Below are 22,585 nucleotides of genomic sequence, written 5' to 3'. Positions count from 1 at the left end.
TATGAACAAAAGACGAGTGGCAATTACAGGGTTGGGTATTGTTTCACCCCTGGGCAATGATGTTAGTTCTACCTGGCAGAATCTAATGGCAGGCCAGTCAGGAATTGCTGGAATCAGGCATTTTGATGCCAGCGGTTTCCCCACTCGCATTGCTGCAGAAGTGAAAGGATTTCAACTTAATCCCTGTATAAAAGGCAAACACAATCGTTTTGCCATGCCGTTTACCCAATATGCACTGGAGGCTGCTTATCAAGCTTTTGATGATGCAGGTATTACTCCTTCTCTGCAAACCGCTTCTCGCTGGGGCGTGGTAACTGGTAGCGGTATGATGACTGCTGAATTTAGCTATTTACAACGCTTTCAAAACACTTGTGCTGCTGATGGAGTCGTTAATTGGCAAGTCTTGCAAGAAAAAGCACGAGATTTTTACCATTTAGTTGATTTTGGTAAGACCACTTCTAACTCAGGTCTTTCTTTGCTAATTCAGCAGTTTGGAATCAAAGGTTATGCATCCTCGGTACACACTGCTTGTGCGTCAGGAGGGCAGGCTCTGGGACTAGCCATGCAGGTTATTCGCCGAGGCGAAGCAGATTTTATGCTGGCAGGTGGTTTCGACTCAATGATTAATCCCCTTGGCTTATCCAGTTTTTGCTTGTTGGGTGCTTTATCCACTTACAATGAAACACCGGCAACGGCAAGCAGGCCTTTTGATAAAACGCGTAATGGTTTTGTGCTTGGTGAGGGTGCTGCATTTTTAATTCTTGAAGAATGGAGCAAAGCAAAAGCGCGTGGTGCAAAAATTTATGCGGAGTTGGCTGGTGAGGGTAATTCTCTAAGTTCTTATCGCATCACTGATTCTCATCCAAATGGGGATGGTGCCATTCAGGCGATTCAACGAGCGTTGGAGGATGCTCAAGTGACTGCTCGAGATGTGGATTACGTTAATGCCCATGGCACATCAACCAAGATGAATGATTTAAGTGAAACCAATGCGATAAAAGCAGTATTTAAAGACTATGCTAAACAACTTCCTGTGAGTTCGACAAAAAGCCAGACAGGACATTTAATTGCGGCCGCTGGCGCTCTCGAAGCAGTGCTGTCAGTTTTAAGTATCCAGCATGCACACATTCCGCCAACCGCAAATTTAACGACAGTAGATCCTGAGTGTGATTTGGATTATGTCGTTGATGGTCCTCGGGAAAAATCCTTAGGGGTTGTCCTCTCAAATTCATTTGGTTTTGGTGGCTCCAATAGTTGTTTATTATTTAAGCACCCTGAGTTTGGAGGAGCGAGTTAATGAAAAACTCCAATCGCGTTTTTATGACCGGATTAAGTGCAGTAACAGCATGTGGTGAGACAGCTGATAGCACCTGGGAAGCCATTTTAAAGGGTCAGACTGGCATTGATGAAATTAAGCAATGGGATTTGTCTTCATGGTCACATCGCTTAGGCGGCGAACTTAAAAATTTTCAGCCGGCAAAAATGCTTCCTGATCGTAAATTAATAAAAGTAATTTCCCGACAGGATGTAATAGGGATCAATGCTGCAGTACAGGCAGTCAATCATAGTCAATTAATGGATTACCGCACTACTTTAACTCCGGAAATGACGGAGTATTTTAATGATAGAACAGCTATCTATGTGGGCTCTCCGGGTAATAAATATTTTCAGCAGGAAGATTTTTTACCTTTATTGGCCAAAACGCAGGGAGATATGAAAACGTTTGCTGATGAACTCTTTAATGAAGTTCATCCTATGTGGTTATTACGTATTTTACCTAATAATGTACTGGCTTACACAGGGATTACCTACGGTTTCAAAGGTCCTAATCATAATGTGACCAATCATGCTGTAGGCGGTACACAGGCGCTAATTGAAGCTTATCATGCGATTGCTCTGGGACAGGCTGATAGAGCAATTGTTGTGGGCTATGACATCAGTATCGAACCGCAAGCGCTTTTTTACTATGAGAAACTGGGGGTACTAAGCGATCGGCATTTAAAACCTTTCGACAAAGAACATGATGGTACTGTGTTAGCTGAGGGTGCTGCAGCAATAGTATTGGAAAGTGAAGAAAGTGTTCATGCCCGCTCAGCGCGTTGTTTTGGCGAAATCGCAGGCGGTATTTCAGCAAGTGAGGCAACAGGTTTATTTTCCCTTGACGCGGATGGTGAAGAGTTAGCGAGCTTAATAAAACGCACTTTAGATGACCAAAATATAAATCCTGATGAGATTGATTTGGTCGTGGCTCACGGTAATGGCAATGTAAAATCTGATAACAGTGAAGCGAAAGCCATTCATGCTGTGTTTGCCAATGTTCCGGTGACTGCTTTTAAATGGGCAATGGGACACACTATTTGTGCTTCTGGTATTATTGATGCGGTATTAACAAGTTATGCACTGACACATAAATGTGTGCCAGGTATTGCCAATTTTACACAGGCTGCACCTGCTTGTGAGCAGTTAAATATTAAGGCAGAACATCGTTATTTAGACAAGGCAAAAACAGCGTTAATGATTAATCGCGGATTTGCCAGCATGAATGCTTCTATAGTGATAAAAGCCTGTGACTGAACTAAATACTAAAATAGAAAAGTTGCGTATTTCGCTGATAGGACGATTCCTGTATCGGTTTATTCCCTATCGGCGTGGCATTATTCGTGCAAATATTAACCAAGTTTTTGGGGAGAGTTTAACCGCTTTGCAAAAAGAACGCTTGGCAAAGGCATTCTACTCGCACATGGCAACTTCAATTAAAGAGATTATCCAGTTACGCTTCATCAGTGAAAAAAAACTGCGGGAGCGCGTAGAGGTTCGGGGTTATCAACGATTGCTGGATATTGTCGCAGAAGAGAGAGGGGTTTTAATTTTAACAGGACATTTTGGCAACTGGGAGTTTGCCCCACTCGGTGGAATATTGAATTTTAAAGAATTTAAAGGTCAATTTCATTTTATCCGTCGTACATTAGGAAATAAGGTGCTTGAGCAATTTCTGTTTCGCCGCTATTATCGGGCCGGTTTAAATGTTATTCCCAAGAAGAACTCATTAGAGCAGGTTTGCCAAGCCCTGGATCAAAATCACGCTGTTGTTTTTGTGTTAGATCAGCACGCCTCTCTTGTGAATCGTGATGGCGTGGCAGTCGAGTTTTTTGGCAAAAAAGCCGGCACTTATCGTAGCTTAGCCAGCTTTGCACGTCATACAGGTGTTCCTGTAGTCCCTGCAGCAGGTTATCGTCTGCCAAACGGCAAACATGTCCTTGAGTTTCATGAGCCCATCTACTGGAAAGATTATGAGACGACACAAGAGTCTATTTATCAAAATACGCTTGCTTATAATCAAGCATTGGAGCGCATTATTCTAGCGCACCCAGAACAGTGGCACTGGCTTCACAAGCGCTGGAAGTTAAAGGCATCTGCTTAATTGCGAATAATTGGCTGCTGTGTAAAAAATTCAAAATTATAATTGTATAGCCCAACAAAAGTTCCATCGGCCTGAAGTTGTAAAATTACTTTATTAATTTGATCAATTTTTTCTTGATTGACCGGTGAAGCAACGATACCTAATCCTTCTCCAACTTGAAAATGTTCTTTAAGAACTTTAACGTCATCCGGATACTGATGAGCCAAATACAAGGTACTAAAATAATTACCAAATACCGCATCAATTTTGCCGCTTTTAAGATCAAGAAAGAGATCTTGATAGTTGCTGTAAGGTACGATTGTAAATTGGTTAATAAAATTTTCAGATAAATATGGATAATATTCACGTGCACGTAGGACGCCAATGCGCTTCCCTTGCAAATCGTTAAGATTATTAATTGCACTGTTTTTTAGTACAGTAAAACCCCCATCACAAGGTAAATAAGGAGTGCTAAAAATAAATTCCTGCATCCTCTCAGGCGTAATAACAATGGATCCAATAGCGAGATCCACCTGATTATTACGAACTGCAGCAAGAAGATCAACAAATTTGAGGGGTTTATATTGACATTCCCATTGAAGTCTTGAGCAAATTGTATTCATTAAATCGATATCAAACCCCTGTATAACCGAGGTTGAGGTGATAATATAAGGCGGATCGAAAAGAGGTGATCCAATAGTCACCTTAGGAGTGTCTGCAAGACAAAAACTGCAAAAAAAACAACAGGCTAGACAGAGAAATTTCATTTTCAAATGACGTCCTGTGGTAGTTTTTATTTAAGTATAGAATAGAATTTAAAATAGGCATTTTGAAATGTAATAGATAGCTGCACAAATTACTGTCATCCTTTAAGCGACATCGTCGCTTGAAGGATCTCCTGGTTTAAAGATTTTATACTGCTTACGTACTGCGCTTCCTTTTAAGCGCGATACCTTTCAGTACAAGGTTTGAGCATGGAAGGATGAACTTTTTTCCACTAGTTAGACCGTACTAAGCCAGTTTAAACCCACATAAGGCCCTTGTAGAGCAAAACCAGACTCATTTCGGGTACCAAAGACACTCATAAAGTGATTGGCATTGAAATAATGCACGAGCATCCACCCAGCATCCAGCGTCAATGTGCCTTGCGTCATCACCCAACCGTATTTAGCACCCAGTTTGGTCTCCAATTCAGGAACAATTGTCGTTTTTGAACCACTAGAGGCCATTCCAACCAGGGTAGGTACGGTAACACCGGCATTAAATTTTCCAGTACCCACCAGAATAGCGGCTGCCCCCTTACCATAAATAGCAAGACCATGGCCAATGTTATAAGTCATATCGCTACCCACACGTGGCCCAAAACCATTAAACTGACTATCAATAGTAAAAGAGAAGGGTAAAGTTGCTGGTATGATGGTTGAATAACCAGAAGCTCTGGTTTCGTGTTCGATATGTGCAAATTGTACGCCGGCGTGAAAGCGGATGTCTTTAAATTCGCCAAAATCGACATGCTGGCCGAATTCTAAGTTGACAGCATCCCATTCAGGCTCAAACTGAGTAGTTCCAAATAAAGCACCGGCGAAACCCGATACAAAGGCGCCTGCATAACTGTAATTGTTTCGATTATCATCCCAATGAGACCAGTTTAGGTTTAAGTCATTACCCGTACTAAAACGGTAAGAAGCTTCTAGCATGAAGCCCCAATGCCAATCAGGATCAGTATCAATATAGTGGCGTGTTATGCCATCGACAGTGGCAAAGGGACCATAGCCATAATCCACATCATAGGCAGGTTTAAGGTAGAGTGCTTTAACACCAAAGTCCCAGCCACTCCATTCACAAGGGACTGTGACTGTACCCGGACTACATACAGGCCCCATACTACCGGCGAATAACGGACTGCTGCCTAGCATGAGAACAGCAAGTATTCCTCGTTTTAATCGCAACATCGATTATCTCCTTTTAACGTTTATTTGCGATAGAGGAGTTAATAGTACCTAGATACGCCTAAAAATTCTAATTTTTTCATGAGCCTGCTGAGAGATATCTAAAGAAGAGATAGTGGCTAAGTAAATTTATTGTTTAGACCTTTTTTACAAAAAACCAACAATAATGCAATAAATACGTCAGCTTTCCTTAAGGTTAAATGACTAAAATTGATATAGAGCAAATATTAGGAGGCAATCATGTCTAAGTTGGAGCGTTTAACCGCACTTAAAGAAACTATGGAAATAAAAGAGAAAGAGGCAACAGAAAAAATAGGCAAAGGAGATTTGCAGGGAGCTATTGATGCATTGAGAGAAGCAATGCAGAGCTATCTCAGTGAAATGGGGGATCTTTCAAAATATAAGAAAGAACTGCCCACTCTTCAGACGTATAAAGAAGAGGCGTTAAGACCAATCTATGATAATTTTAAAGAGTGGGAAGTGGATTTGGAGAGAGAACTTAGACAAAAAGAAAGTCATCGTCAAACTGCAGAAGTATATCGCCAGCAAGAACGTGTTCGTCAAGAAGAGCGACGCGCTGAAGAAGAGCGACGCGCTGAAGAAGAGCGACGCGCTGAAGAAGAGCAACGTGCTGAAGAAGAGCGACGCGCTGAAGAAGAGCAACGTGCTGAAGAAGAGAAACGCGCTGAAGAAGAGAAACGCGCTGAAGAGGAGAAACGCGCTGAAGAGGAGAAACGCGCTGAAGAGGAGAAACGTGGTAAAGAGCAAGAAAAAATTCAGAACTTCCTAGTGAAAGCACAGGGCGCTGTAGATGAATATGAGCAGAAAATTACAAAACTTTTGCCTCAAGTTACTTCTACTAGAGGGCGAGCTATTCAAAGAGCGGCTCAAACCTTATATGAGGATTTAACAGGGGCGCTATCTTTACTGAGGGGTGACCCTACTTCGGAGGGAGTCGAGAATTTTAAAACCAAGTTCCGGGAGTCAGTGGATGACGCCATTAAAGGTGATTTATCTACAGAGCCTACTCTTTACCAAGCGGCCATAAAAATGTTAAAAAATATTGCCAATTGCTTCATAAGTCTGTTTGGCATCGACAAGAATCGTCTTTATGCCACGGATAGTAAGATAGTGCAAGAGGTTAAAGCGATACGCAGTAACTTACTTGAAGCAGAGAAATCAGGGCCTGAACCGGATGCCTCTTCTAGAGCGCAGCTATAAACATTTCTTTTTAAATACCCTTTATCTTCAGAATAGAGGGTATTTTTTCAAAAAATCTTCCTTTTAATAAAAAACAAATAAGCTAATTTTTTTAAGTTTGGCTAAAAATTGTTATAATTAGAGTGATACGGTCGTTTTTGCATTAGCTAAATGACTAATGTTGATTTAAATCGATCATGAAGCAGTGAAGGATAAAACAGATTAATTAAGGAGTGCATCATGGACGTAAAAGAAATCATGACCCCAAATCCAGAATATTTACTCGCAACCAGTACCCTTAGCGACGCTGCAAAAAAAATGCGTGAACTAGACACCGGTTTTTTACCCATTGGTGATAGAGCAACAGATAAACTGATTGGTACCATAACGGATAGAGACATTGTTATCTGTGGGCTTGCTGCAGGTAAAGATTTGAACACACCTGTGGAAAATGTCATGCACAAAGGGGTATTCTATTGTTTTGAAAATGATGATGTTAGAAAAGCCTCCAAATATATGAGAGAAAATCAAATTCGCCGCTTAGTGGTATTAAATGACGATAAAAAACTAACTGGCGTTCTTTCTTTGGGCGATATTGCTGTAAATTGTCCTGAGGAAAGAATTAAAGGCGAAACCCTGGAAGAAATTTCTAAACATTAATCTTGCGCAAGACAGCCTGTTGCAGTGAATGAGGCTGTCTGCTGAGTATGCTGTTTGTAAAATACACTCTATGCTATTATAGTGTCCGGAAATTCATTTTAACAACCTTTAGTTGCTTTCCGGGTTGAGGCCATGTTTTATAGAAAAATGTTGAAATCAAAAATCCATCGTGCACGAGTCACTCATGCCGACTTGGATTATGAAGGAAGTATAACCATAGCCCCTGAGTTACTTATCGCTGCCAATATTTTACCTAATGAGGCTGTTAATGTCTGGAATGTAACCGCGGGTACTCGCTTTGAGACCTATGCAATTACTGGTGAAGAAAATTCAACGGAGATTTGCGTCAATGGTGCTGCAGCCCATTTGGTAACCCCGGGTGATATTATTATCATCGCTTCCTTCATTCAACTGCCGGAAGAGAACTGTCAACAACACCAACCCATTGTGGTATTTGTTGACTGTGACAATCGCATGCAAGAAGTCAGACCTGAAATTCGTGGTAAAAAATGGTTAACGCTTGAAGAAAACTTGGTTTAATATGAGGTGTAGGGAAAAGTTTCGCAGTGCTTTTCTTAAATGAGCGTGTGCTATCTTTATAAGGATATAATTATGGCTAATGAGAGCTTCCTGTTTCAATTGGTAAATGTAGTTTGGAGTGAAGGAAAAACCTTTTATACTCAATATGTTCCTGGTTTTTTTACTCCTTACAGAAGTGCAAAGGATATTGTTTTAAGTGTGGGGGCCCCACTGTATGCTCCCTTTGCTTTTGCATTAGCGACAGCACTGGCTGGCACGGTTGCCGCACTGGCGACTCTAATTTGTGCTGGTGCTTATTTGACCGCGGGAGCTTCCAAAGTAGTGGGGCAATCTTCCCTTGCTCGCGAGGCATGGGATATCGGCAGTTTTTGCGGGGTAATTGCTACAGTTGCTGCTATTCTTCTGCCTTGCAGTGCCTTTCTTAGTCTGATTTCCCTGCCCTATAGTGTTGCCCATTTAACAACTCGAAGCGGTACAAGCGTGGTTTCAAGACTTGTTGAGGGCAGTGACTCTCAAGCTAACGCGAAACCATTGTCCGTTTAATTTTCTAAAACGCACCATTCATGCCGGGTAATTGCGAAGGTTACAGTCATTGATTCGCAGTTACTCTGTAAATCTTATATACATGAAACGATGGATTCGTTATTATTCGCTCAAAATTTGATCTTTATAATTGTTTTGGATGCTCTATGTTTGATTATATAGCTCGATTTGGTGCGAATATCCGTCATTTTACAAAAGCGGGTTTTGAGTCAGTTAGTGCGTTGTGGGCCAATGAGGGTACTGCAAACATTACTATCCCATTAGTTGAAACGGCTCTGGCTGATTTCTTGCCTGCTATTATGGCGTTTGAAATTAATGAAACTCTGCAAGAAATGCTCAATGACTATCAAGAGGAAATTTCCGAGGCATATATTGAGAGTGCTGCAATAGGAGTAGCAGCTGCCAGCATCAATGTAATGTTTATATCCTATATTCTCAGGAATGTTATGCGCGGGGGTATTCGGCTATCAGCGCTTCTTATGGCTATCCCTTATCTAGTGAAGCAGGGCCTCTTGGACGAAGACTCCTCTTCTGAACCGGTTGAGAGTGGATCTATTAGAACAAAGTACTTAATAAATATGATGCGCGCGGATATTCGGTTATCAGAACTTCCCTTCTCTGAATCGTTTGAAGATGAATCTATGAGAATAAAATACTTACTTGGAGAGCATTTTATTGAAGAAATCCTAATTGCGTTTTTTCCAGAAGCCCATCTACTTCACACTTTGTTAAACTTAAGCTCAAGCTATGCTCTGGTGGAGAGCGCTTTGGATGGGCAGGCAGTACGCCGTTTGAATCGATTAAAAATTAATAGTTTACCCTTGTTAGTGGCTGGTGCTCGTTTTTCGATGGATTTAGCACTCCAAAACAGTACCAATCCTTATTTAAGCTTATTGATTGATAATATAGTTTTTGTTGGTTTGTTTACAATAATAGCCAATATGAGATTAGATTCTGTTAATCTTGAGCATGAAGGGTATTCATTAAATCCTTCCTCTATGGTGGCTCGGCTAAAGCCAGTAAAAATAACACAGCTTCTCTTAAAACAGGCAAGCAGAAAAGTATCACCGCAACAATTGCAGGAAATTGCAATGCAGTTAACAAAACACGCAGAACAACCCTTATTAGTAGCCAAACTGATGGGATTGCCAAAAATGATGCTTTCACCAGAAAAATTTTTTAATGACTCTGTAATCCGTGATTTACTGGAGGCATTGCCTTGTCAAACCCGAGTGCAACTTATGAAGAAATATTCGCCAGAGCAGATTAAATTGTTTTTAAACTATTTTGAAATCACAATTACTAAAACGAGACCAGAATATACACCCACCCTTTATAATTTCTTCCTAAAGCCATGGGCTGAACGTTTTCAAAACAAGTTAGCTGAAATCTCTCGGGCGAAAGATGGGAGCGTAACAAGAGGTTTGATTAGACGTAGAGACAGAGATGAACCCAGGCGATTGTATTCTTTATTTAGGGAGATAGATGAATCCTTACAGTTACCAGGAGAAACGCATAGGAATAGTTTAACTCAATAGATGCCTGGTTTTATTTATTATTTACTTTCAGCCTCAACTTGTGTTTTGATTTTTTTAGGAGCAAGTGGAGGCAAGTACGATGATTTACTTCGTTTATTTTTTATTGTTGGTTGCGACAATTGTAGCTACAAAGCGCCTTATCATACCTACTGACTCTATTTTTAAATCATTTTTTAGCAATCAAAAACAGTTAAAACACAGGGATATCCTTACATTACTCGAGCATTTTAATTATGCTCCTGACGAAGGTGTTTGCTTCGGTTTTACCTTAACTTGGGCTCAGGATGCAGCGTTGGGAATAGAGGAATGTTTTTATGAACGATTAAATTTGATTAGAAAACATAAACAATCCCTTGGGAATAAAATAGAACTCGTTAATTTTAAAATCAAAAATAAAGAAAGAATAAACGGGCACGAAAATCAATTATTAGAGATTAAGTCTCTTTTTGAAGCAATTTGTCTTGCGCAAAGTCCTGAGGATTACGACGACATTTATGCACAACGGCTTAACCAAACTCATATTGATGCCATTTTTTCGTTAATTCGTCATAAATTGGCCCAGAATTCTGAGGTAAAGCGCTTTCTTTTAAAGACTACGGCGTTTAATACGAAAGATGAAGGCGTTGAATACTTTAATCAGCTGTTTAAATCACTAAAAATAAACGATAATGTGCCAATGGTGTTAAGCAGTGAAAATCATTCCGTTGGCCTTAAAAAAAGGGATGGCAAGTGGTTATTTATTGATATTAATGAGCTTTATACACAGTCAGAGGATTATCCTTATTTAATTCTAAGTAGTGAAGCACTTGTTATCCAACTAAGTATAAGCTTCAGTGATAGTAGACAGCTTATTTTTCACACCGATTTCATCGCTGCTAACCCTTCTCATGAGTTAAAAAGACGTCTCCAACGATTAGATGACATTTACCCTGTTTTTCGCAGACAGATAAGCTATAAAAATAGCCGACAAGTCGGTTTTTTAGCGATTAGTGCGCAGAATGGCGAAGAAAAAACAGTACGGCAAATTTTGCAACTGCATAATGGTTTGAATCGCCTCAGTATGGAACAAATTAGCCAAGCTGTCTTTTATGCCATTTATTATCATCATGAAAGGGTATTAAAATTATTAATCAAAGCACGTGGATTTGCGATCAATAAGTCTTGTCGTGGTGATGGGGCAACACCCCTTGGTATCGCTTGTGATTATGGTTATCTGGATTTGGTAAAAATCTTACTTGCTTGTCCTGGTGTGCAGGTTGATGCTAAAAATAAAGACGGCTATACGCCTTTAATGCTTGCTTGCTTATCGCCTCACACGCGTCACAATGCCGCACTGTTTGAAGAATTATTGCAAGCAGGTGCCAATCCTAAATTGAGAAATATAGCTTACGATGATGCACTTACCATGGCGAGGAATGTAGCTAATCAGGCGGCAATGGAGGTTCTGAGCAAACATCATTCTTATAGAGTAAGCGTAAAAAATACTTCAGCCACTACAGCCGGCTACTCGTTATTTCAATCGCAAAAAGAAACCACATTAAGAAAATCACCACTACAGAATAACTTTATGCCTTATATATAGGTTAATATTCCAGTTGAGCCTCATCCTTTTCTATACTTAAAATAGGAATAGCTTTCGGGAGAAAATCATGGAAATCACGATTTTTTTGGCCAAGGTAATTGGATGGTATTTAGTAATAGTAAGTCTTTATGTCTTGTTTCGCCAGGAACAATTAAGAACGGTGATGGGCGATATCTTGGCACAACGAGCGCTGTTATTTTTTATTGCTATCGTCACTGTTATTCTGGGCTTACTGTTGGTTCTAAGTCATAACGTCTGGGTACTCGGCTGGCCAGTAATTGTTACTATTATTGGTTGGTTAGTGCTTATTAGTGGAATTTTAAGATTAGTCATACCTGAGTCTTTATTAAGAATGGGGCAGTGGTGGCTGGCAAATCCATCCTATTTGTTAATTGCGGCAGTAATTTATCTGCTTGTTGGAATCTATTTGCTTTACAGGGCTTATTTTGGATAATTGTTTTAGTTTACAGATAATTAAGAGGGGAAAATTTGCCCCTCTTAATTTTATTCTACTGTAACTTCAATGCGTTTTTCTGGAGCAACTTCTTTTTTAGGAATAGTAATTTCCAATACACCATTTTTGCATTTTGCTTTTATTTTAGATTCATCTGCTGTTTCGGGTAAACTAAAGCGACGATAAAATTGACCTTGCATGCGTTCTACTCTGGAATAGTTATCCTTATCCTCTTTTTTTTCAAAATGGCGTTCGCCCTGGATTGTTAAGATATTCTTTTCTAGAGAAATATGAATATCTTCTTTTTTTACTCCTGGAATATCGGCTAGCACAAGGAAGCGATCGTTTTCCTCTTTAATGTCAACAGCAGGTGCCCAGGTACTGGTGTCAATAAAGGAAGAATCCTCTGATTGCCCTTTAAAGAAACTCTCCAGAAGATTAGAGAAATCTCTAAGTGGATAATAATCACGTCTCGTAAGATTCATAACGGTTCTCCTTGTTGGTTATCTTATAATCATAGGCATGGTGGCAAATTTTAAAATTTCAAGGGGGAAGAAAAGTTGTGGCTATGTTAAGACATCGACGACGCTGTTATCGTTTAAATAGATTGGTGCGCCAATAGGATGACGCTGATGCTGTATAGGTCTGCACAGTATTACTAACGGGTGTCCAAAAGTGGGACGAGAGGGCAGAAAAGCCCTGGGTCACTTTGTCTAATAAAGAAGGAGTATTTGCTTCTGGCAAAGGAGTAGTTTGCTTGTTTGCTGTAGTGAGCTTCGGTTCATCGGTTTCTAGTAGCAGGGTTGCTAACTCTTGAAACTGTCCCGGACCTGCCACTGCTTTTGCTAATAAAGCGATTAACTCCTGTTGATTCTCTTGGAGGTAAAGACCAATTAATCGTTGGCGATTACTAATGAAGGGCTCAAGATGTGGGGAAAGCCAGTTTGCCAAACTGTGATCCCATGTTGCGCGTTGCCATAAAGACTCAAATAAATCATCCACTGCTTTTCGTGTTTGCATTTCTGAGGGAGTGGTTTTTTGCCAGTCAAAAATGTTGAGAGCATTGATTAAGGTAGTGAGTGCAGGAATAGTGGCAGTATTGTCGAGACGAGAAAGAAGCATGTCCAAGCTTTCGCGCACACAATTATCTTCGGTGATGCTCTCTTTAACCAGTTTATTCGTTTGTAACTTTTGTAACGCGGTCATCGAAGAGGATTTTTCTTGATGACTCCTGTTATTCAGTAAAACATATTGTGGCTTTTTAGGCTCAAGCCAGGTTTCCCAACCATAAAACAAGCTACGCTTAATCCATACGCGAAGTGGAGCAAGAAATCCTGTAACGGTGTGAATCGAGGATTCAAATTCAGCTTCTTTCATGGCACGTTTTGTCATTTTTTCATGGTCTGAACCAGTTTCCAAAAACGGCAAACCCCATGCACATAGATTAATAACGGTTTGATAATCCCCCTTGATACCAAAATGATGAATGGCTTGTTGACAATTAAAGAGTAATAGTCCTGCGCTTATTTGGCTATCCAACAATTGCGGACGAGCGAGAAGAGAATTAAATAGCATTTCTTTAATACGTCCATTCATTTCCGAGCGGGTTAGAAGCCATGCTACTGTATGCAGTCGCTTACTTTTTGTCGGAGAAGTACTTTCAACCAAATAATCTAGATAGTCATTAAAACAACGTTCAAGTGGTTCCAATTTTCCATGATAGTGAATGAGAAAATAATCAAAAGAAGATAGCTTATCATTGTCTTTCATTACTGCATCGATTAATGGGTTGACAGCTAACTCATTCAACGATAACGCAGAAGATTCCTGCGCAATAAACATGGTTTTAAACGTTTTTGTAAAGGCTTGAAAAAAACTGTGTGGTGTTTCCTCCGTTTTTTCATGAGGTTGCAGAGGAACTAACTTTTGCATGCGTTTTATATTCAATTGGCCTTCATCATAAAAGATGGAACAATCGGCGAACAAAGCGCTACTGCGTAAATAATCGCTGGTTGCTTTGCCTAATTTTCCTCGCAAGCTACTAAAGCTTGCTTCTTCACTAAGCCGCATAAGTAATTGAATGGTTTGCGAAGAGAAAGTGGCTTTTTTTTCAAGCAGCTTATCCGTTAACTCCTGAATAAATTGAATCGATATCTCGTTTATCTGTCTTTTGTAGAGATAAAGATGAGCTGCATAATTAAGGTGAGATTCCTCACCTAGAGCAATTAAATTTTTAATAAGTGTTCCATTAAGTTGATCAAGGTGTTGAATTAACAAAGAAAGAATAGAACTTTTTTTATTTTCGGACAGATTTGCCAGCGCAGCTGTTATTTTTGTTGGAAAAGCATTCATCATGGCGACTAGCGGTGTTTCCCCATTGGGCATGGTGGCAAAATAAGTAAGCCAGTATTGAATGAACGTTTCCGTATGCTCTCCCAGGGTGCGCAGGAGAGGTTCAACATAGGATTGATCCAGTTGATGAAACTTTTTAATTGAACATAATAAGGTTGCTGCCGCTTCAGGATGCAGTTGTTTGATGACTTCTTGTGGAAGTTCTGCAAGATGAAGATCCTGAATAAGGGGGTTAAGGCGTGGACGAATAATTTTTCCTACATCGGTTAATTGCGAAATAAATGTTTCACCTTGCAATTGGTCTATATAGTCTTTGCGTCCCAACAAATGAGCTCCAATAAGTGCTTTAATGACTGTATTGCCATTATTTTTTTGTAAGTGAAGTAAATCACTGGCCGCAAATTGACATTTCTCCAAAACAGCAATTAGTGTTAATTTCATGTTGGTATTGGCAGTGATGGCTTTAAGGTGGTTTTCCTGCTGCAATATACCGTCGAGCAATGCGATGGATTCAGTGGTTGAGTTTTTAATGTGTTCTTTGAGCCAATCCCAGGAAAATCCAAGCACTATATCTGAAATTAAAGACGTTGTGTCAGATTGAGTAGTTAGATGCGCATAAAGCCAATTTGCTTTTGCGCCTGTAATTCCTTCCGACTGCCTCAAGCGTTTACACAAGGTAGTTAATAAACCTTGCTGTAAGAGATGCATTAATAACTTTTCCAGGTAAGGTTGGTGAGCTAAGTCAGATTCCGCAGTCTGATGTAGCCAATCTAAAAAAGAGGAAATTAAAATGCTGCTGTCTTCAGTAAAAAAGGAAAGTAAACATAACCAATGGAAATAAAGTGCTGGTTGCTGTGTATTAATTTCCCGGTGAAATTTTTCCATGATGGAGTAATAGATAATTGCTCTGGAGTTAAGGTTTAAAAAATTAAAACAAGCAGTAAGATTTTTTTTTGCCCTGATTACTAAATTTTCATTTTCTGCAAGCCCAGCGTGTATAATTTGCTGCTGCAGATGGAGCAGACACTGATAAAGAGAAGCATCGGCGCAAAATCGTTGATATTCTCTCTTCTCTTTGCCAGAACTTAAGGCAGCTAATTCAGGCAGCGGTACTCTATTAAAATAAAGACGCTGTATAATAAGGATTTTGCCCCATTCTTCGGGATTTAGCGCGGCAAATTCTTCTAAAGAGAGACTGGCAAGAAAAGCAGTCTCCTCTTTACCTCTTACACGATTAAATGCTTTCTCAAGCTGATTAATCATGAGCGTTTCGCAGAGCTCTCCAAAACCTGCATCCATAATTTTAATTAACAATTCTTCATTAGTTGTAGGATCCTCTAGCGCAAAATTAATGACGGCTGTTAACACGGCAGTGTGCAAATTTTTCAACAAAATAGCGATCTTTTCTGGAGATGGGTGTAAATTTTCTAGCAAACGGAGTAATTTATTGGCAGGAATGTTATCTTCTTTGGAAGAAAATACCGCCTGATAAGAATTAAAAATCCTGGTTAGACTGACCATATTATCAATAATAAATGAACGCGAAAGAACAGTCAGGCGTGCCGAATCCTTTTCATCATTATTCGCGCTTAATCCTGAAATTACCAATTGTCGGCAACGCTCAATTAATTTGTACTCCAAATCATTAAGTTTTGAAATTTCCAGATAAAACCATTCTACATCCAGCTGATGACTCCATTTGAGGGGTAGCAATAAGACCTGAAGTTGCTGCCAGGACAAGTTGCTTTTTTTTGCCTGTAACACCATCAATATAAGTTGGGATAAATAAGACAAATGCGCAAATTTAGTGGTATGCAAGACGAGGGTTAAATTTTCAACAGATTGAGTATATAAGCCTGTAACAAGTTCAGACAGGGAGCGTGTAGTGTCAAGCTTCTTCAAGAGCTGACAGGCGAGCCTCATGCGCTGAATTCGCTGATGGATTACTGAAAGGTCATGCTCAAATTCCTTAATGGGAAAATTATTGATTAATTGCTTCAGCAAATTGTCGTCTAAATGTTCTGCCAGGGGTGAAAAAAAGCAGTGCACCAAGAGCCACTGCCTGAATCCCTTATCGTCTAGTACGTTTGGAACCTGTAATAAAGCAGTTAATAAATTAACCAATTGCATTGAAGGTGAAAATTTTTTAAATTCAAGCCACTCTTTATGATGCTGTCCGGCATTGCTTAATAGTTCAATTTCGGGTTCATGGAGCACTTTAATTTGCCCATTTTTAATTTGGCAAAAATGGGAGTTGGGTCTAAACAGTTGAATCAGTTTCGGAAAAGAGTAATTTTCAATGGCTTGTAAATGATGTTGATATTGAAGAAGATAACCCTTAATTATCTGTTCGTGAGCAGGTAGGCTTGCTTTAACTGTTTGTGCATAATCTATCAGTAAATCGTAGAGCGAGTCGAAGGAAATTTCGGAAGGAGGAAGAGACTCCTGCAAAAGAGGCAAAATAATTTGTTGATAGAGTGCGGTAGGTATAAGAATATTCCTGAGCTCTGCGTTACTGTAAAACACGGCAATACTGGTTAAGATACTATTTATTAAGGGTAAACACTGCACCCAGCGTGCGCTCACCAACATATGAGGTGCGACTTCCTCACTTAAGCTTAGCGGTTCAAAAAATAGATTGAGTTGATCAATTTGTTCAAATAACTCGAATTGGTTTTGAACGATTTCTTTTAAAGTATCGGGGGTTAATTTCTGCAAATGTTGAAATTGACATTGCCAACCTTTCCAGGGATTTAAGGCAATTTGAGTAAATAGCTTAAACAAAAACCCATTTGTCTCTAAGGACATGTCCAGGGAAGGATGTTGTAAATATCCATTAAGTCCGTCCCCGTAATAGTTACTTTTCTTAATAACTTCTAATAGTTTTTGTTTGTTTTTTTTACTGGTAGTATAATTGGAAAATGCGGCAAAGGTTTGTATATCTACATTCATAGCTTCAAGCCAATGGGAGAGAGAAGTATTGGTTGCTTCCAGATAGCTGAAAATAGCATCCACGAAGGCTATTTTTGTGGCAACAGGACTGTAACTGTCCAAAATACGTAACACTTGTTTTCCAGACATAATTTCAGCAATAAGCTTATTTCGTTGAGAGTCGCTAAGAAGAGCCATGCCTGCATGATGTCTGGCTAATAGATCGACAAAAACAAACCGCGTTTTGCTTTGTGTATAAATAGCATAGAGTGTTGTCACTGGTAGTGCATGGGCTAATATCATTAAAGAAGACCATTGCACATCGCCCAAGGTAGGTTGTTGCAGTAATTTAAAGGAGAGTTCTGTTCGATTTTCTGCTGTTAATTTCTCCAAAAGAAGTGCAAATTGATCCTCATTCATTGACGCAGGCGGGGTTACTAAAAGCTGCTTGATAAATGCTTGAAAACGATGATCGGAGGTTAGCAGGGGATGGAAATGCAAACTTGCATTATCCAGTAGCAGTCTGGTAAGAGGGTGACGTTCAACATTTTTTGTATCCATTTGATTTAGCCAAGTCAAAGCCATCTGACTAAATTCTTCACTAACCAATAATTGATTTGCCCAACGTGAATTTTGAGCGAAAAGGTAGCAGAGGGTATTTAAAGTTAATTGCTGTAATTCATGGGAAAAGCCTTCTGAATGATGATTTTCTTGCTGATTTTTAGTCAATAGTGTAATCAATTTTAGATGTTGCAACACTAAGTTCATGTCGACGTGAGAATTTATTTGTAAATCATCCAGTGTTAACAACAGCATATTAATTACAAATAAAGCCGAAGGTTCTATGGTATGAGCATGAATGAGAGGTTGTGCTTTTGTAATAAAGTCACGTTTCTGCTGAGAGGATGCTTTACTCAGCTCATTAAAGATTGTTATAAAATGAACAGGCTTGGCATTTAGAAAAGCTAATTGAGTAAACAGAGTAGGTAAATGAGGTTTTAAATTTTCATGTTGATAAATAAGTTCAAGACAGTGTTGTTCTTGTGGCAGTAAAATAAGTAATGAAGCATAATTTAACCGCTCAAAAGCAGAGTAATCGAGCAACAAATTAAACCAAAAAGGTAACTGTTTGCTGAACTCTGTGTTGCTGCATTCTCGCAAAAACCATCGCAGTTCATCTTCACCTAATTGAGTGAGAAATTTTTCAAAACGTTCCAGTTGCGTAATAAATTGCAAGGCAAGCTTAAGCAAAACTGGATGGGTACTTTTTTGTAGATGAGCGATCAGCGTTTTTACTAAAACCAAATTTTCTTCCAGATTTCGATTGTTTAAGTAATTTGCAACTTTCTGCCAATTGGTTAAAGTGTTTTCCTGGGTTGATTTCGTCAAAATCATTGCTAGCGATGCAGGAGCTATTTGTTCTATTGCCGCCGCTTCTATTTGTATTAAATATTGAGCACTAAGATGAGCATCATCACTTTGACTGATATCAGCAGCAAGTCTTGCTAAAATGGGATCAAAACAGTGTGCAAGACCAAGTTGTGTTGTTAAAAGGGTAGTGCATCGCGTATCGTCGTAGCTGTTAGTTTTCGGGTTTAACAAATGCCAGCAAGCCTGCTTTAAATAGTGGTAATTTTGCTTACCATGGCTATTCAGACTGAGTTGAGCTGTTTCTAGATTTGCAAAGAGTGTTTGTAATTTCTTGGGTGTATTTTGAAAGTGACTCAATAAATTCAGCGCAATGTTTTCCGCAGTTTCTGGATTTAACTTAATCACATTTAAAATACGATTGATTCTTAATTTTAAATCAGCGGCAGCATGATTACCTAAATAGCTTTGTAAAACCGTAGGAGTAAGCTCTTGCAAGATTGTTGAACGTGACGATAGACTGTAAAAACAAACGGGATTTTCCAGTAAATGAAAAGCCAGTGCCTGGCAGTGCTGACTTTCGTCTACCCACTGATGTAAAGAAGAATTTTCATCTCGGGTTACTTGTAGCCGCTGACAGAAGTGTTTTAACAGCTCACCAAGTGTTGTCCTATAATCATTGTCTTCCTTAACTTTATCAATGAGTTGTTCGATAAGCGTAATTAAATTTTTATCATCGATAAAGGCCATTAATTTATCAAGAAAAGCTTGATGGAGTGGTGTGTTTAAAAGCAAATATAATAACAAAGGTTGTCTATCTGTTTCCTTTAATAGTTCAATCAGGCAATGAAAGTCTTCGGTAGCCGCGTTATTACGCAGCATGTATAAATAAAAATTTAATAGTTCTCCACTGGAAAAATGTTTAAGTAAGGTTAGCTGCTCTGATAACTTAATCTGTTTAAACAATTCATAGCAAGGCGCCAGGAGTGTTGTCTTATTAAAATCTGCGGCAAATAAAACGCTTAACCATTGATAACGAAGGACACTGTTATTTTTAAAAAAGAGGAGAATATTACTAATTGATTCATTAACAACGTTTTCCGGCAGTAATTTGATAGTGTGTGCCAGCTCTGAAAAATGTTGGAGCGGAGAAGAAGAGGAACTAATTTTTTTTGCTAAAACGTTATAGTAAACTGATAGTAATTCACTGTCATTGCGAGTAATTTGACGTAAGGCCACCACGTGACCACAAAGATTAATCAATTGCTTCTCATTAAGTCGATATAAACACCCTTCCATGAGGTCATATTTCGCCGCTTTGCTGGTGGTAATAAAATTAATCGTAATGGTTCTATCTTCATCATCAATTTCATGGATACAGCTTAAAATTTTGCTTATGTCCTGTGTTTTATGAGAAAAAAGATCAAGAAAGCGAATGATTTCCGCTAAATTTTTATCGGCATACAGGGTATAATATTTTTTAAAGCACTGAATTAAATCAGACTGATTTAATTTGACAAAAACGGCCAAAAAAGCATCTATTGCAGCTGCTTTGAGCAAAGGATCCTTTAAATCATATTTACTGCTATGGGTTAATAACTCCATGACTAATTCTTTTTGACGATTGGGAGCTATTTGTCCTTTAAGTCGCTTCACCATCACAATGTTGGCAAGTTCACTATTGTTGTAAATCAACTGCTCATACTCAGCCTGTGAGTTGGTAGCACGAACAGTTAAAGCAGTGGCTAGTGCATCATATTTGGATAAATAAATTTGACGGCGTTCGTTAAAACGTTGATGTTGTTTTTCTCGAGTTTCGGAAGAGTACGTTGCAGCAATTGCTCGTAGTTGAAAAATAATATTAACCAACTGTTCCGTTGTGAGTGCCAACGACAACGTATGAATGTTGTCATGAGAAGTAGGTGACAGCAGGACATAACTTGCAAGTTTGGCAAAGTGGCGATGCAGTTCTTTATTCAAATTGCCAGAAAGACGATTGGCAACAATATAGGTTACCAGAGTTGATAGCCATGGAGGATTACTATCGGCTGTTTCCAATAAACGGCTATATAAGCGCTCCAACTGCCTGGGAGGGAGATGTTGCAGCAGAAGTAAAAGGTCATTGCTTCGTTGATGATTTTCGATCCAGGTAATAAGACGTGAAATAATAGGGTGCCAATAGGTTTGATTATCAGAGAGAAGTGATTCCAATTTTTTAAACAGTTCTGCAATTTTCGTGTCGCAGGAACTAGTTAACGCTTCAATTAAGAGATGCAGGAGAATTTTAACTTTTAATTCAAGATAGCGAATAATTTCATACTCATCAATCAGCGCTAGCATGATTGCAAGATTCTCATTGGCTTGCTGTTCAATAAGTTTGTCAATGATGAAATTTAATGTAGCTGATTCTGGTTGCTCTTCTATAAACAGTTTTCGTGCTGTGGCAAGATCAATAGTGGAGAGAAATGATGTCACAAAGTGATTACCCATAGCCAACTCCCAGTTAGACTTGAATAGCGGTAACTTCTCTTTAGAAAAAGGTGAAGACGTAAAGATTCCAATCCTTAGTTAGATCCAGCATAACGACTTGAAAAAAAAATTCAATATCTGTGTTATTTTTGCCAAAAATGAGGTGAAAATAGAATAAGCAGAGAAAATATTTCCAATCGACCAGCGAGCATTGCGAAAATTAATAGCCATTTACTCAATTGATTAAGATCGGCGAAATTATCACTGACCGCTCCAAGTCCTGCGCCTGCATTAGCAAGGGTTGCCGTAACTGCAGAGAAAGAGGTAATAAAATCATTACCCAATGCCATTAATAAAATCATTAGACTTAAGAAAAGAGCAATAAACACGGAAATAAAACCCCACATCGATTCCAAAATGGGTTCTGGTAAGCTATGTTTGCCAAATTTAACGGGAATTAGAGCGTGAGGATGCAGTAAGCGAATCATTTCTCGTTTACTTTGTTTATAAATTAAAAGTGCACGAATGACCTTTACACCTCCACTGGTAGAGCCTGCACAACCACCAACAATAGCCAATAACATAATAAAAACCGGTACATAGGTAGGCCAGGTGCTAAAAGGAGCAGAGACAAAACCTGTGGTAGTCGCCAGAGAAATGACATTAAATAAGCTTTTTATCAAAGCATGAGGATTCGCTTCAAAAAAACCATAAACCACCAGGCTTATGCTAATGAGTAAACTGGCACCAAACAAAAAAAGAAGGTAAAAGCGAAATTCTTCATCATACCAATACGGTGAGAATGTTCTTTTTTTTAAGGCAAGGAAATGAAGGGCAAAATTGGTTGCTCCCAGTAACATAAAAAAACAGGCTATTAATTCAATCCAATCATTTTGATAGTAGGCAAAGCTTGTGTCATGCATGGAAAATCCGCCGGTTGATACCGTAGCAAAACTCTCACCTAATGCATCAAACCAATCCATTCCGGCAATCCAATAGCTAAGCCAACACATGAATGTTAATAGCAGGTATAAAGACCAGAGTGCTTTTGCTGTTTGAGCAATACGTGGGGTTAACTTGCTGTCTTTCATTGGACCAGGCGTTTCTGCTCTAAATAACTGCATGCCACCTACACCAAGCATGGGCAGAATGGCTACAGCTAACACCACGATTCCCATGCCACCCAAAAATTGCAACTGTTGGCGATAAAATAATACCGCATGAGGTAAGCCTTCCACATGACGGATAATGCTTGCTCCAGTTGTTGTAAAACCGGCAACCGATTCAAACAGTGCATCCGTCATGCTGTGATTATGATGTTTGATAGCAAAGATAAAGGGTAAGGATGCGTACAAACAAAGAACAAACCAGAAGAGTACAACGAGTAAAAAGCCATCCCGAATTTTAAGCTCTTGATGTTCTTTCTTAAAGCTGAACCAAAATACCGCACCTGTAGTAAACGTACAGCAAAAAGCAGCGACAAAAGGCAACCAAAATTGTTCATGAAAAATAAGGTTAATAATGAGTGGCGTCAGCATGCTCACGCTAAACATCATCAAAAGCAGGCCTAACAAACGCAGAATTGTTTTGATTTGCATG

15 protein-coding genes are annotated in these 22,585 nt (G+C 39.2%); 10 read left to right on the top strand and 5 right to left on the bottom strand.

Translation table 11 applies throughout. The annotated features are described in order from the left end of the window. Nucleotide 1: 1 nt before the first annotated feature. The 3 genes from clem_RS13070 to clem_RS13060 are packed head-to-tail and all read left to right on the top strand — an operon-like array spanning nucleotide 2 to nucleotide 3,421. Nucleotides 2-1,297: a beta-ketoacyl-[acyl-carrier-protein] synthase family protein gene (locus tag clem_RS13070; RefSeq protein ID WP_094091955.1), complete on the top strand. Its 1,296-nt coding sequence runs from the start codon at nucleotides 2-4 to the stop codon at nucleotides 1,295-1,297. After that, nucleotides 1,297-2,574 carry a beta-ketoacyl-[acyl-carrier-protein] synthase family protein gene (locus clem_RS13065; RefSeq protein ID WP_094091954.1) on the top strand — a complete coding sequence of 426 codons (1,278 nt, stop codon included), beginning with the start codon at nucleotides 1,297-1,299 and terminating at the stop codon, nucleotides 2,572-2,574. The genes clem_RS13070 and clem_RS13065 overlap by 1 nt, the downstream gene beginning before the upstream one ends. Further along, on the top strand, nucleotides 2,567-3,421 hold the full coding sequence (locus tag clem_RS13060; RefSeq protein ID WP_094091953.1) for a lysophospholipid acyltransferase family protein: 855 nt from the start codon (nucleotides 2,567-2,569) through the stop codon (nucleotides 3,419-3,421). Before clem_RS13065 ends, clem_RS13060 begins: the two co-directional genes overlap by 8 nt. Here the strand turns inward: clem_RS13060 and clem_RS13055 are convergent. Next, complete coding sequence (locus clem_RS13055) at nucleotides 3,418-4,167, bottom strand: transporter substrate-binding domain-containing protein (protein WP_094091952.1); 750 nt, start codon at nucleotides 4,165-4,167, stop codon at nucleotides 3,418-3,420. The two genes, clem_RS13060 and clem_RS13055, sit on opposite strands and share 4 nt — an antisense overlap. 234 nt (nucleotides 4,168-4,401) lie before the next feature. After that, nucleotides 4,402-5,352 (bottom strand): Lpg1974 family pore-forming outer membrane protein, encoded by a 951-nt coding sequence (locus clem_RS13050; protein WP_094091951.1) that lies wholly within the window; start codon nucleotides 5,350-5,352, stop codon nucleotides 4,402-4,404. 237 nt (nucleotides 5,353-5,589) lie between these two features. Here clem_RS13050 and clem_RS13045 point away from each other — a divergent pair, with 237 nt between their 5' ends. The 7 genes from clem_RS13045 to clem_RS13015 all read left to right on the top strand — a co-directional run bounded on the left by clem_RS13045 (nucleotide 5,590) and on the right by clem_RS13015 (nucleotide 11,866). Beyond that, nucleotides 5,590-6,570 (top strand): hypothetical protein, encoded by a 981-nt coding sequence (locus clem_RS13045; RefSeq protein ID WP_094091950.1) that lies wholly within the window; start codon nucleotides 5,590-5,592, stop codon nucleotides 6,568-6,570. Between the two features lie 219 nt (nucleotides 6,571-6,789). Next, a complete protein-coding gene (locus tag clem_RS13040; RefSeq protein WP_094091949.1) occupies nucleotides 6,790-7,209 on the top strand; it encodes a CBS domain-containing protein in 420 nt (139 codons plus the stop codon). Nucleotides 7,210-7,341: 132 nt separating this feature from the next. Beyond that, a complete protein-coding gene (gene panD / locus clem_RS13035) occupies nucleotides 7,342-7,749 on the top strand; it encodes an aspartate 1-decarboxylase (RefSeq protein WP_094091948.1) in 408 nt (135 codons plus the stop codon). Nucleotides 7,750-7,821: 72 nt separating this feature from the next. Next, entirely contained in the window at nucleotides 7,822-8,292 is a 471-nt protein-coding gene (locus clem_RS13030) for a hypothetical protein (protein ID WP_094091947.1), read from the top strand. Nucleotides 8,293-8,438: 146 nt separating this feature from the next. Then, complete coding sequence (locus clem_RS13025) at nucleotides 8,439-9,830, top strand: hypothetical protein (RefSeq protein ID WP_094091946.1); 1,392 nt, start codon at nucleotides 8,439-8,441, stop codon at nucleotides 9,828-9,830. Between the two features lie 79 nt (nucleotides 9,831-9,909). After that, entirely contained in the window at nucleotides 9,910-11,412 is a 1,503-nt protein-coding gene (gene ankG / locus clem_RS13020; protein WP_094091945.1) for a Dot/Icm T4SS effector AnkG/AnkZ/LegA7, read from the top strand. Between the two features lie 67 nt (nucleotides 11,413-11,479). Then, the gene (locus clem_RS13015) at nucleotides 11,480-11,866 is read left to right on the top strand and encodes a hypothetical protein (protein ID WP_094091944.1); all 387 of its coding nucleotides are present in this window, start codon (nucleotides 11,480-11,482) and stop codon (nucleotides 11,864-11,866) included. A gap of 50 nt (nucleotides 11,867-11,916) precedes the next feature. On the opposite strand, the gene clem_RS13010 is transcribed toward clem_RS13015, so the two are convergent. The 3 genes from clem_RS13010 to clem_RS13000 form a co-directional block, all read right to left on the bottom strand. Next, nucleotides 11,917-12,351 carry an Hsp20/alpha crystallin family protein gene (locus clem_RS13010; protein WP_094091943.1) on the bottom strand — a complete coding sequence of 145 codons (435 nt, stop codon included), beginning with the start codon at nucleotides 12,349-12,351 and terminating at the stop codon, nucleotides 11,917-11,919. A 106-nt stretch (nucleotides 12,352-12,457) separates the two neighbouring features. After that, nucleotides 12,458-21,007, bottom strand: a complete 8,550-nt coding sequence (locus tag clem_RS13005) for a hypothetical protein (RefSeq protein WP_094091942.1) — start codon at nucleotides 21,005-21,007, stop codon at nucleotides 12,458-12,460. Between the two features lie 122 nt (nucleotides 21,008-21,129). Next, nucleotides 21,130-22,584 carry a TrkH family potassium uptake protein gene (locus tag clem_RS13000; protein WP_094091941.1) on the bottom strand — a complete coding sequence of 485 codons (1,455 nt, stop codon included), beginning with the start codon at nucleotides 22,582-22,584 and terminating at the stop codon, nucleotides 21,130-21,132. Nucleotide 22,585 lies beyond the last annotated feature (1 nt).

This window comes from Legionella clemsonensis, assembly GCF_002240035.1.
In the GTDB taxonomy this organism is placed as follows: Bacteria; Pseudomonadota; Gammaproteobacteria; order Legionellales; family Legionellaceae; genus Tatlockia; species Tatlockia clemsonensis.
This window is presented reverse-complemented; position numbering and strand designations above follow the sequence as displayed.